This is a genomic window from Microbacterium sp. LWH3-1.2, from assembly GCF_040675855.1.
In the GTDB taxonomy this organism is placed as follows: domain Bacteria; phylum Actinomycetota; class Actinomycetes; order Actinomycetales; family Microbacteriaceae; genus Microbacterium.
On sequence record NZ_JBEGIK010000001.1, the window covers coordinates 1722097 to 1734092 of the forward strand.

At 70.3% G+C, this 11996-nt stretch carries 11 protein-coding genes; 4 read left to right on the forward strand and 7 right to left on the reverse strand.

Annotation, left to right across the window (positions count from 1 at the left end; genetic code table 11):
* Positions 1-78: 78 nt before the first annotated feature.
* The 4 genes from MRBLWH3_RS07975 to MRBLWH3_RS07990 all read right to left on the reverse strand — a co-directional run bounded on the left by MRBLWH3_RS07975 (position 79) and on the right by MRBLWH3_RS07990 (position 4095).
* On the reverse strand, positions 79-1125 hold the full coding sequence (locus MRBLWH3_RS07975; RefSeq protein ID WP_363430318.1) for an ATP-dependent DNA ligase: 1047 nt from the start codon (positions 1123-1125) through the stop codon (positions 79-81).
* Between the two features lie 145 nt (positions 1126-1270).
* Positions 1271-1465: a hypothetical protein gene (locus MRBLWH3_RS07980; RefSeq protein WP_363430320.1), complete on the reverse strand. Its 195-nt coding sequence runs from the start codon at positions 1463-1465 to the stop codon at positions 1271-1273.
* Between the two features lie 177 nt (positions 1466-1642).
* Positions 1643-2794 (reverse strand): AI-2E family transporter, encoded by a 1152-nt coding sequence (locus MRBLWH3_RS07985; protein ID WP_363430322.1) that lies wholly within the window; start codon positions 2792-2794, stop codon positions 1643-1645.
* A gap of 62 nt (positions 2795-2856) precedes the next feature.
* Positions 2857-4095: an acyl-CoA dehydrogenase family protein gene (locus tag MRBLWH3_RS07990; protein WP_363430324.1), complete on the reverse strand. Its 1239-nt coding sequence runs from the start codon at positions 4093-4095 to the stop codon at positions 2857-2859.
* 113 nt (positions 4096-4208) lie between these two features.
* On the opposite strand from MRBLWH3_RS07990, the gene MRBLWH3_RS07995 reads away from it, so the two are divergent.
* Both MRBLWH3_RS07995 and MRBLWH3_RS08000 read left to right on the forward strand, forming a co-directional pair.
* Positions 4209-4418: a hypothetical protein gene (locus MRBLWH3_RS07995; RefSeq protein WP_363430326.1), complete on the forward strand. Its 210-nt coding sequence runs from the start codon at positions 4209-4211 to the stop codon at positions 4416-4418.
* Between the two features lie 43 nt (positions 4419-4461).
* Positions 4462-4884: a DUF1801 domain-containing protein gene (locus MRBLWH3_RS08000; protein ID WP_363430328.1), complete on the forward strand. Its 423-nt coding sequence runs from the start codon at positions 4462-4464 to the stop codon at positions 4882-4884.
* Here the strand turns inward: MRBLWH3_RS08000 and MRBLWH3_RS08005 are convergent.
* The 3 genes from MRBLWH3_RS08005 to MRBLWH3_RS08015 all read right to left on the reverse strand — a co-directional run bounded on the left by MRBLWH3_RS08005 (position 4881) and on the right by MRBLWH3_RS08015 (position 8911).
* The gene (locus MRBLWH3_RS08005; protein ID WP_363430330.1) at positions 4881-5267 is read right to left on the reverse strand and encodes an MmcQ/YjbR family DNA-binding protein; all 387 of its coding nucleotides are present in this window, start codon (positions 5265-5267) and stop codon (positions 4881-4883) included. The two genes, MRBLWH3_RS08000 and MRBLWH3_RS08005, sit on opposite strands and share 4 nt — an antisense overlap.
* Before the next feature lie 170 nt (positions 5268-5437).
* Complete coding sequence (locus tag MRBLWH3_RS08010; RefSeq protein WP_363430332.1) at positions 5438-8158, reverse strand: cation-translocating P-type ATPase; 2721 nt, start codon at positions 8156-8158, stop codon at positions 5438-5440.
* 63 nt (positions 8159-8221) lie between these two features.
* On the reverse strand, positions 8222-8911 hold the full coding sequence (locus MRBLWH3_RS08015) for a TetR family transcriptional regulator (RefSeq protein WP_363430334.1): 690 nt from the start codon (positions 8909-8911) through the stop codon (positions 8222-8224).
* A 140-nt stretch (positions 8912-9051) separates the two neighbouring features.
* On the opposite strand from MRBLWH3_RS08015, the gene MRBLWH3_RS08020 reads away from it, so the two are divergent.
* Positions 9052-10635 (forward strand): FAD-dependent oxidoreductase, encoded by a 1584-nt coding sequence (locus MRBLWH3_RS08020; RefSeq protein WP_363430336.1) that lies wholly within the window; start codon positions 9052-9054, stop codon positions 10633-10635.
* Positions 10636-10808: 173 nt separating this feature from the next.
* Positions 10809-11972, forward strand: coding sequence for an ADP-forming succinate--CoA ligase subunit beta (sucC, locus tag MRBLWH3_RS08025; protein WP_363430338.1), 1164 nt, complete (start codon positions 10809-10811; stop codon positions 11970-11972).
* The last annotated feature ends 24 nt before the right edge of the window (positions 11973-11996 follow it).

The window sequence follows — 11996 nt, forward strand, 5'->3', positions numbered from 1 at the left end:
TGACCCTGACCGCAAGGTACACCCGCGCCGGGCCGGCGAACAGGTCACTGCCGCGGCATCCGCTCGCCGCCGGAGGCGTCAGACCAGCACGTCGGCCAGGTCGTACGCTGCGACCACCTCGAGCTGCTCGTACGTGCAGGAGCGCGGGTCCCGATCGGGGCGCCAGCGCTCGAACTGCACGGTGTGGCGGAAGCGCCAGCCTTCGAGCTGGTCGTACCGCACCTCGAGCACGCGCTCGGGTCGCAGCCGCACGAACGACGAATCGGCTCGCCCCGCCTGGAATCGGGAGTTCTCGCCCTCGCCGCGCAACGCCTCGCCGTCGGCGTCGCGCTCGACGAGCGGGGCGAGCTCGTCGATGAGCTCGAGCCGGCGCGCGTTGCTCCAGGCGGCGACACCTCCGACGGGGTAGAGCGTGCCGTCTTCGCCGTACAGCCCGACGAGCAGCGAGCCCACGCCCTCACCCGACTTGTGGATGCGATACCCCAGCGCCACGACATCGGCCGTGCGCGCGTGCTTGATCTTGAACATCGTGCGCTTGCCGGGCGCGTACGGCTGGTCGAGCGGCTTCGCGACCACGCCGTCGAGACCGGCGCCCTCGAACTCGGCGAGCCACCTGCGTGCGAGCTCGGGATCGTCGGTGGTGCGCGTGACGTGGACCGGGCCGGGCACGTCACGCAACAGGTCGACGAGCGTCTGCCGGCGCGTCGCGAACGGCTCGTTCCGCAGATCCCGGTCGCCGACGGCGAGCAGATCGAACGCGATGAACATCGCCGGCGTCTGCTCGGCGAGCATGTTCACACGCGATGCGGCGGGGTGGATGCGCTGCGACAGCGACTCCCAGTCGAGCCGGCGCCGGCCGTCGCGGTCGATCGGCACGACGATCTCGCCGTCGAGGAGGCACGGCTCGGGCAGCAGCCGGCCGAACGCCTCGACGAGCTCGGGGAAGTACCGCGTCAGCGGCTTCGCGCCGCGAGACCCGATCTCGACATTCTCGCCGTCCCACGAGATGAGGGCGCGGAACCCGTCCCACTTCGGCTCGTAGCTCAGCCCACCGGAAACCTTCGCTCGATCGGGAACGTCGGGCACGGACTTCGCGAGCATCGGCGCGGGGATCTCGTACGGCATGCGTCTCATCCTGCCGCTCCCCGACGACACCGGGAACCCGATCCCGCGAAGCGGAGGGGGCGAGGCCGGTGCCGGCCTCGCCCCCTCCCGGCGAACATCTGTCGGCAGATGTTCAGGGTGCGCGCTCGCGGTCGCGAAATGGAGGTCAGTGGCCCGCGATGGCCGCGGCACCCCCGCCGTGGTGGAGGATTCCGCGGAACCAGGCCGACAGCGGCCGGCCCGCGGGGCGCGCGGGCGCCTGGCCGCGCTCGGCGTGAGAGCGCATGAGCTCGAGTTCGCGGACGAGCTCGCCCACGCGCTGCTGGTAGATGATGTGGCCCGCGTAGCTGGTGTCGTACATGAGTGTCTCCTGTCTGCGGCGGAGCCGGGTCTCGGTTCCGGTTGTGCTGACGGGTACGACTTTCCTCGCTAAGGCGGGTGGCCCTCATCGGGCGTTACCCCTGTCTTGGCGCCCGCGGGTACCTTAGCCCCGCCCAGGCGTGCCCTACGCGCGCGCGGCGGAGCCTCAGGCGCCGCATCACCGGGCGATCGGACGTTTCGGTCGCGCCCAGCGGGCGGGGAGGTCCTCGCCGTCCCACACCTGCACCGCACCCCAGGCCGCGGCGGCGATCGGCACGGCGAGCACCGCCCCGACGATGCCGCCCAGAACGGTGCCGATCGTCAGGGCTACGAGGATCACGAACGCGTGCAGCTTCATCGAGCGGCCCATGAGGAACGGCTGCAGGAAGTTGCCCTCGAGCTGGTTCACGAGCACGACGACACCCACGACCAGCAGGGCATTGACCCAGCCGTTGGCCACGAGCGCGACCAGCGCGGCGATGATGCCGGCAACCGTGGCGCCGACGATCGGGATGAACGCCAGCAGGAAGGTCAGCACCGCGAGAGGGATCGCCAGCGGCACGTTCAGGATGAGCAGGCCGATGAAGATGCCGACGGCGTCCACGAGGGCGACGGTCGCGGTGCCCCGCATGTACGAGCCGAGGACGCCGACCGTCTTGTCGCCGATCCGCCGCGCCCGCACGTAGTTTCCGCCGCGGAACGGGCGGAGCACGAACTCCCACATCTGCGGGCCGTCCTTCAGGAAGAAGAAGAGGATCGTGACCATCAGCACGAACCCCGTGACGAAGTTCACGACGGCGTTGACGCCGCGGAGAGCGCCCGACCCGAACTGGGCGCTGGTGACGAAGTCGATCACGGTCGCGAGCCACTCGTCGAGCTGATTCTGCGACGGCGCGAAGGGCAACGTCTGCACCCACGCGATCAGCTCTTGGCTGCCGTCCACCGCCTGCGCGGAGAGCTCGTCCCACTGGTCGCGGACCGCCCAGACGATGAGCCAGCCCACACCGGCCAGCAGGACCGTGATGGCGAACAGTGTGATGAGGGTGGCGGGCAGCGACGGAACGCCGCGGCGCCGCATCCATCTCAGCACCGGCGCGAACGCGCACGCGAGGATCAGCGCGATCGTCAGGGGGATGGTCACCAGCGTCAGGTACTGGATCGCGAAGATGACGCCGGTGAGCACGGTGACGACGACCAGGATCTGGACGGCACGGATGCTGAGCCTGCCGAAGCCGTCGGCCCACAGACTCCACGGTGCGCGGGTCGCCCGCGGCTCGACATCGTGCGATTCGAGGACGACGCGCTGAGGGTCGTTGCGGAACAGTCCCATGCGCCGAGCGTATGCGGTGCGGCGGACGAACCGGGCGGCTTGCGCCGAACCGGGGGGAGGGGTTACGCGAAGGCGCTCATCCCGGTGATGTCGCGGCCGATCAGCAGCGCCTGCACGCTCTCGGTGCCTTCGTACGTGTGGATCGCCTCGATGTCGGCCATGTGCTGCATGACGCCGTTCTCCAGCAGGATGCCGTTGCCGCCGAGCATGTCGCGGGCGGTCGATGCGATACGGCGGGCCGCGCGGGTGTTGTGATACTTCGCGAGCGAGGCCTGCGTCGGGCGCAGTTCGCCGCGCTCCTCGAGATCGGCCATCCACCGGCAGTACAGCTGCATCGCGGTGAGCTCCTCGAGCATGTTCGCGAGGCGCTCCTGCACCATCTGGAACTTCGCGAGGGGCTTGCCGAACTGGATGCGCTGCTGCGAGTACGCGAGAGCGGCCTCGTAGCAGGCGGTCGCGTGTCCGAGCGCCGACCACGCGACGCCCGAGCGCGTCGAGTACAGCACGGTCGAGGCATCCTTGAAGCTCTTCGTTCCCGGCAGGACGGCACCGGCGGGCACGCGCACGCCATCGAGGGTGATGAGGGCCTGATGGATGCCGCGCAGCGACGCCTTGCCCGTGATCACGGTGCCCGTGTAGCCCGGGGTGTCCTGCTCGACGAGGAAGCAGCGCACCGCGCCGTGGAACTCGTCGTCGTCGGCTTCGACGCGCGCCCACACGAACGTGATGCCGCCCGAGGCTCCGTTGCCGATCCATTTCTTCGCGCCGTCGATCACCCACTCCTGCGTGGCGGCGTCCCACTGGGCGACGGTCTCGAGGGAGACCGAGTCGGATCCGTGGTCGGGTTCGGTGAGAGCGAAGGATGCTGCGACCTCACCCCGCGCGACGGGCACGAGCCACCGCGTCTGCTGGTCGTCGCTGCCGAAGAGCGCGAGCGTGCGCAGGGCCAGGCCGCCCTGCACGGCGAGCACGGTGCCGAGGGACCCGTCGCCGCGTGAGATCTCCATGTTCACGAGCCCTGCCCCGAGCGGCGAGATCCGCGTGAGCGCCGGGTGCACGATGCCGTCGTTGAAGAGGTCGAGCTCGCCGCCGCGCATCGCGATGTCGAGGGGGTACTCGCCGGTGTCCCACGCGTCCTGCATGCGCGTGCCGACCTCGTCGACGTAGGCCTGGGCTCGTTCCCACACCTCGCGGTCGGCCGCAGGGATGTCGGCGAACACGGCGTAGTAGTCGGTGCCGCGGCGGCGGGTGACGTCGTAGCCCTCGACGCGCTGGCCGGGGCGGGGCTGGAAGTCGGGCACGGTCGGACTCCTGGCGTGTGGATGCGGGTAAGGCGGATCCGATTCTCGTGGAACTGAATCCCACGAGCAATAGTACTCAGTACCAACGGCGGACCGGGGGTCGATGAATGGCCATGGCGGTGCGACGGGCATTCACGGCGCGAGACCGGCGGCCGCCATGGATCGGTGCGCGGTGCCGCGCGCTCGCGCCGACCCGGCGTCACGTGAACGTGGCCGAGTTCGCCATGTACCGGGTGAGGGGCGGACGCATCACCGAGTTCTCGGGGTCGGTCAGCCGGTTCGCGATCCTCGACCAGCTGACCGGATCGTCGGCCTCCGGCTGATCGGCCCCTGTCCCGCGTCGGTGCACGCGGCCATAATGGCGGCGTGAGCGAGATCAAGACGCAGGCCAGCGATGCCGACGTGACGGCCTTCCTCGAGGCGGCGACACCGCAGCGGCGACGGGAGGACGGCCTGGCGCTCGCGGAGATCTTCCGCGAGGTGACCGGAGCCGAGCCCGTGATGTGGGGCCCGTCGATGGTCGGGTACGGCAGCTATCGGTACGTGTCCCCATCCGATCCCCGGCGCCGGGGCGAATGGCCGAAGACCGCGTTCTCGCCGCGCAAAGCGCAGCTCTCCCTCTACGGGTTGAAGGATCTTCCCGCAGGGGCCGAGCTGCTACCGGAGCTCGGGAAGTTCACCGAAGGAGCGGGCTGCGTCTACGTGAAGAAGCTCGACGACATCGACCTCGACGTGCTGCGCCGGCTGATCGCCATCGCGTGGGGGCGCGGCGACGACCCGCTGCCCTAACCCGCGTCGTCGAGCGCGCGCCGCAGATACTTCGGGGCCTGCACGCGCCACGCCTCGGTCACCAGTTCGGCGAGGTGCTCTCGGTCGATGCCGGCCATGCGGAACGCGACCTTCGGCTCGCCCCACGGCGTCGTCGTGCGCAGGAACACGTCGGGTTCCATCTCGATCAGGGCCAGCGCGTCGATCGGGTCGGCGACCTTCACACCGACGACGAGCTCGGACGCGATGATCGCCCGCATGTCGTCGGGGACGCTCGGCCAGGGGTGACACTCCCACCCGTAGAGCTTGCTGCGCACGAACCAGGCGGCACCGCCCGTCGTCGCGCGCTCCTCCGTGCCCGCAAGCCCGGCCGCCGTGCGGCGCAGATCGTCGAGGGTGGCCACGCCGAGAGCCTACGGCGAACCTCCGACGCCGCGGCGGTCCGGCGTCGTTCGGTGCGGGCCTCGGCGGTGAGCACCAGTGCAGACGCGCTCGCGCCCGGCGTCGGCCGCCTCTACGACGACCGGCACACGGATGCCGCGGTCCACCGCCTCCGCGGGAGTCAGCGCGTATCTCAGGCCTGTGCGCCACGGCGGCGGATCCGCGCGCGGCGGATCCACTTCTCGAGCTCGATCAGCACGGGCACGAGAAGTGCCAGGCCGAGCGCCGTGAGCCACTCGTTGCCCGAGAGACTCGTCGTGCCGACGAGGCGCTGCATGAACGGCACCTCGACCGCGACGACCGTGAGAGCGAGCGGGATCGACAGCCACTTCACCGCGTCGATGATCGGGGCGGCGAGACCCGACTCGGGGTCGCGGCGCATGACGAGGCCACCGAAGATCGAGCCGAGCGCGCAGACCACGAACGCCATCGTGACCGGCACGTTGGGTTCGGTGGAGCTGAGCAGGTCGGGGGAGAGCAGCAGCGGCACGAGCGTCGTGATGAAGATCAGACCGCCGTAGACGAACCAGAGCGTGACCGCGGCCGGGTTGGCGATCGTCTTCTTCGGGTCGCGCGGCGGCTTCAGCATGATGCCGTCGGGCACCGGGTCGAGGAGGATCACGATGACCGGGAAGATGGCGATGAAGAAGTTCAGGAACAGCACCATGATCGGCGTCAACGGCACGCCGTCGTTGATGTCGAAGATGCTCGCCACGAGGAACAGCAGCACGAGCGAGAACAGCTGAGACATCTGGAACCGGACGTAGCTGACGATCTTCTCGTAGATCGAGCGGCCGAGGCGTACCGCGGTCACGAGGGTGCCGAAGTTGTCGTCGACGAGGATCATCTTCCCCGCCTGCTTCGTGACGTCGCTGCCGGAGCCCATCGCGACGCCGATGTCGGCCTGCTTGAGCGCGGCGGCGTCGTTCACGGCGTCGCCGGTCATCGCGACGACCGCACCCTGCTCCTGCATGAGACGGGCCAGACGCAGCTTGTCCTCCGGGGTGACACGGCCGAACATGTGCAGGCGCGGCAGCGCCGCCTTCAGCTCGTCGTCGCTCATCGCCTGGATCTCGGCTCCGCTCGCGGCGCCCTCGCCGAGGCCGAGCTTCGCGCCGATCGCCGCGGCGGTGATCGCGTGGTCGCCCGTGATCATGCGGACCTCGATGCCGGCCTCGCGCGCGATGCGCACGGCCTCCTTCGAGGACGGCCGCAGCGGGTCGATGATGCCGACGAGGCCGACGAAGGTGAGATCGGAGACCGCCGCCATGGGGTCGTCCGCGACGAGGGCGTCGGGGGCGAAGCGGCGGAACGCGAACGCGAGGACGCGCAGGCCCTGCTCCGACAGCGAGCGGTTCGCCTCGAGGATCGCGTCGCGGCGGTCCGCGATGGGAACGACGCCCTCCATCGTCGCGACCGAGCTGCAACGGTCGAGCACGACGTCGGGCCCGCCCTTGACGTAGCCCACGAGGGTCTCGACGCCCTCCACCGGGATCTCGTGGAACGTGCCCATGAACTTGTACGCCGAGTCGAACGGCACCTCGGCGACGCGCGGGAACTTCGCCCTCGTGAGCTGGGCGTCGGCGCCCAGCTTGGCGGCGAGCACGACGAGGGCGGCCTCGGTGGGGTCGCCGATCACGGCGCCGTCGTCGGAGACCGTCGCGTCGCTGCAGAGGGTGAGCCCGAGCGCGAGCTGGTTGAACTGCGGCACCGGCAGGCCGGCCACGTGGCGCACCTCGCCCGACTTCTCGTAGCCCGAGCCCGCGACCGTGAACCACTCGCCGCGGTAGTACAGCGACTCCACCGTCATCTCGTTCATCGTGAGCGTGCCGGTCTTGTCGGAGTTGATGGCGCTCGTGGCGCCGAGCGTCTCGACATCCGTCAGGTTCTTGACGACGGCCTTGTGCTCGGCGAGCTGCCGCGAGCCGTACGAGAGCATCGCCTGCACGAACGAGGGCATGCCGGTCGGGATCGCCGAGATCGCCATCGAGATGCCCAGGAGGATCACGGACGTGATCTCCTGGCCGCGCAGCAGACCCGTGATGATGATGATCGCGACAGCGCCCCACGCGATCCAGCCGAGCACGCCGGTGAGCGAGTCGAGCTCGCGCTGCAGCGGGGACTTGGCCGGCTTGACCGCGGACAGCATCGACGCGATCTGGCCCATCTGGGTCTGCATGCCGGTGTCGGTGATGACCACCGTCGCCGTTCCGCGCGTCACCTGGGTGTTCTGGAACACCATGTCGGTGCGGTCGCCGAGGGTCGTCTCGGTGTCGGCGAGGGTGCCGGCGTCCTTCGGGATCGGCGCGCTCTCACCCGTGAGCGCCGCCTCCTGCGTCTCGAGCGTCGCCGAGCGCACGATGCGCCCGTCGGCGGGAACGATGTCGCCGGCCTCGAGGGCGACGATGTCGCCCGGGACGAGGGTCGTGGCGTCGACCTGCACGAGCGACCCGTCGCGGACGACCTTGGCCTGCGGGATCTGCATCTTGGCGAGGGCGTCGACGGACGCCTTCGCCTTGAGCTCCTGCCGGGTGCCGAGCACGATGTTCAGCACGACGAGCGCGCCCACCAGGATGCCGACGCTCACCTGGTTGATGAAGAGGCTGATGATCGCGACGGCGACCAGCATGACGTTCATCGGGTCGGCGAGCTGCTGCAGCGCGACCTGCCACGTCGAGGGCGGCTTCTCGGCCGCGATCGAGTTCGGGCCGTGCTCGGCGAGGCGCTTCGCGGCGTCGGCAGCGGTCAGGCCGCGGTCGCGGTCGCTGCGAAGCGCGGCGACGACGGCATCCGGATCCTGGGTGTACCAGGGGGCGTTCCCTGCCGTTTCCGGCGAGGTGTCCACGGTGCTCATGGCACGAACATACCGCCGTGCCGAGACCGTGCGACGACGAATATTCGCGACGCGCCGCGGCGGTCAGTCGTCCAGTCGCTCGCGCAGGCGGCGGGCCACCTCGGCCGTCGGCATCGCCCGCGGGAACACGGCGACGACGACCTGGTCGGCCGCAGGATCCGCCTCGCTCTCGGGCAGCACACCGAACCGCCGACGGGCGTCGTCGAGCGCGGCACGCAGCACCGAGACAGGCACCTTCTTCGGTCCGCGGATGAGCCGTCGCAGCACGTGGTTGTGGATCGCGGTGATGAGGGCCGAGAACCCGACGGCATCCAGCGGGTCGAGGCCGGGCAGTGACGCGCGGAGGTACTCGTCGAACAGCCGCTCGTACCGGAACACCGTCACGATCTCGCGATCGCGCAGCGCCGGCACGCCTCGGACGACCGCGTAGCGCCGCCGGGCGAGCTCGGGGTCCGCCGCGAAGTGCGCGTACACGAAAACGGATGCCTCGCACACGGCCGCCCACGGATCGCGATGCGGCTGCGCCAGGAACTCGCGCAGGCGCTCGAGCAGCAGCTCGTGGTCGGTGAACACGACGTCGTCCTTACCGCCGAACTGCCGGAAGAACGTCGAGCGCGATACGCCGGCCGCCTGGGCGATCTGCTCCACCGAGGTCTGGTCGAACCCCTGCTCGGCGAACAGTTCGAGCGCGGCGGCGACCACGGCCGCGCGGGAGGCGGCCTGGGTGGCGGAGGCGGCAGCGGTGTCGGACATCTCGGGGAGAGCCTAATGCGCGTGCTGCGGCCAGCGCGGCACGCTCGCGCGCGCCGCGTGCCCGGTTCGGCCAGGGGCGGCTCGGTCGGCCGCTGTCAACCCCGTCGCCGTGTGTGCGGCTACCGGGCTTCACTGTGGTCATGACGCCGATCTGGAAGAGAGACGCCCCCGAGGTCGTGGGCACCCCGTTCGCGTCCGGCCGCCGACGCGACGTCGTGGTCGTCGGCGCCGGCCTGACGGGCCTGTCGACCGCGCTGCTCCTCACCCGCCGAGGACTGGACGTCGCCGTGGTGGAGGCGGGGGAGGTGGGAGGGCTCGCCTCGGGAGGCAACACGGGCAAGCTGTCGCTGCTGCAGGGTGCGGTGCTCTCGGGCTTGCGCCGGCACCACTCGGCGCGGCTGGTGCGCGCGTACGTCGAGTCCAACCAGGACGGTGCGCACTGGCTCACGGGAATCGCCGACGAGCTCGGCGTGCCTTACTCGCACCGCGCGGCGTACTCGTACGCGCAGACGCCGGAAGGTGTCGGGTGCATCGAAGCCGAGCTGCACGCGGCCGTCGAAGCCGGGCTCCCGGTGCGGCGGGTCGAGCCCGACCAGCTCGCGCAGTCTCCGTTCGACATGGTGGACGCGGTGGCGCTCGACCGCCAGGTCGCGATCGATCCGCAGCGCCTCCTGATCGCCCTCGCCCAGGCGCTGCTGCGCGAGGGAGGCACGCTCCACACGGGCGTGCGCGTCACGCGCGTGCACGCCGTGCCGTGGTGCGGGATCGAGACGACAGCAGGATTCCTCGCGGCGAACCACGTCGTGCTCGCCACAGCCACCCCCATCACCGACCGCGGTCTCTACTTCGCCAAGGTGCGCGGGCTGCGCTCGTCGTGCGTGGCGTTCGCGACCGACGGACCCCTCCCCGAAGGGCTCTACATCTCTGTCGACGGCGAGACCAAGTCGGTGCGCTCGATCACTCCCGAGGACGGCCCCGCCGAGGCCGCGCAGCTGATCGTGGGCGGCAACGGCTTCCCTGTCGGCCGCGCGTCCTCCCCGCTCGCGAGCGTCGCGGGCCTCGTGTCGTGGGCGCAGTACCACTTCCCGGGCGCCGAACCCGTCGCCTCGTGGTCGGCGCAGGACTACGCGTCGCACGACCTCATCCCCTTCGTCGGTGCGATGCCGCGCGCGCTCGGTCGCATCCGGTTCGCCACCGGCTACGCGAAGTGGGGGCTGTCGAACGCGCCGGCCGCGGCGCTGCGGCTGACGGCCGAGATCTGCCGGGTGCCACGCCGCGCCCGCCCGGAGTGGATGAACGTCATCTCCACGCGGTTCACGGTGCCCGCCGATCTCGCCCGCGGCGGCGTGGAGAATCTGCGGGTCGGGTGGGAGGCGGCATCGGGATGGATCGGCGCGCAGGGTGTGCCCACCCCGGTGCCGCGCCCCGCCGAGGGGGAGGGTGTCGTCGCCAACCGGGCCGGTCAGCCGGTGGGGATCTCGACGGTCGACGGGCGCACGTGCGCGGTGAGCGCCGTCTGCACCCACCTCGGCGGTGTGCTGCGGTGGAACGACGCCGAACTCACGTGGGACTGCCCGCTGCACGCATCGCGGTTCACGGCGGAGGGGTCCCGTATCGAAGGGCCGGCCCTCCGAGACCTCCCGCGCCTGCCCCGCGTCCCGGGCGAGGAGCTCGAGGATGAGCGCGCCGATGTCCGGACGACGGAGCCCACGACCGCACGGTGACTGCGAGCGCGTGATCGCAGCATCCGGTCCGCTCTTCGGAACGCCGCGGCGCGTCGCTGCGGTCAGGACCGGACGATGACCGGTAGTAGGCTGGGGGATTGGTCGATATCTCGACGTCGAGACGCTTTCCGCGTCATCCCCACCCCCATTCGCCACCTGCGAAGGAAATCACTGTGGATCTGTACGAGTACCAGGCACGAGACCTTTTCGAGAAGTACGAGGTGCCGGTGCTCGCCGGCATCGTCGCGGACACGCCGGAGGAGGTGCGTGCCGCAGCCGAGAAGATCGGAGGTGTCGTCGTCGTCAAGGCCCAGGTCAAGACCGGCGGTCGCGGCAAGGCCGGCGGCGTGAAGGTCGCCAAGACGCCCGATGAGGCCTATGAGGCCGCGAAGGCCATCCTCGGCCTCGACATCAAGGGTCACGTCGTCAAGCGCGTCATGGTCGCCCAGGGTGCCCGCATCGACAAGGAGTACTACTTCTCGGTGCTGCTCGACCGTGCGAACCGCTCGTACCTGTCGCTGTGCAGTGTCGAGGGCGGCATGGAGATCGAGGAGCTCGCCGTCGAGCGCCCCGAGGCCCTCGCGCGCATCGATGTCAACCCGGGAACGGGCATCGACAAGGCGAAGGCCGTCGAGATCGCCGAGGCCGCGGGCTTCTCGGCCGACCTGGTCGACAAGGTGAGCGACGTCTTCGTCAAGCTCTACAACGTCTACAAGGGCGAGGACGCGACGCTCGTCGAGGTCAACCCGCTCGTGCTCACCGAGGAGGGCGAGATCATCGCCCTCGACGGCAAGGTCTCGCTCGACGAGAACGCCGACTTCCGTCACGCCGGTCACGCGCTGCTCGAAGACAAGGACGCCGCCGACCCGCTCGAGGCGAAGGCCAAGGCCAACGACCTCAATTACGTCAAGCTCGACGGCGAGGTCGGCGTCATCGGCAACGGCGCGGGCCTCGTGATGTCGACGCTCGACGTCGTCGCGTACGCCGGTGAGAACCACGGCGGCGTGAAGCCGGCCAACTTCCTCGACATCGGCGGCGGCGCGTCGGCCGAGGTCATGGCCGCGGGCCTGGACGTCATCCTCGGCGACCCGCAGGTCAAGAGCGTGTTCGTCAACGTGTTCGGCGGCATCACCGCGTGCGACGCGGTCGCCAAGGGCATCGTGGGCGCGCTCGCCGAGCTCGGCTCGTCGGCCTCGAAGCCGCTGGTCGTGCGCCTCGACGGCAACAAGGTCGAGGAGGGCCGTGCGATCCTCCGCGACGCCAACCACCCGCTCGTGACCCTGGCCGAGACGATGGACGAGGGCGCCGACAAGGCCGCCGAGCTCGCCAACGCCTGATCTGAGAATCCGAGAGAACGAGGA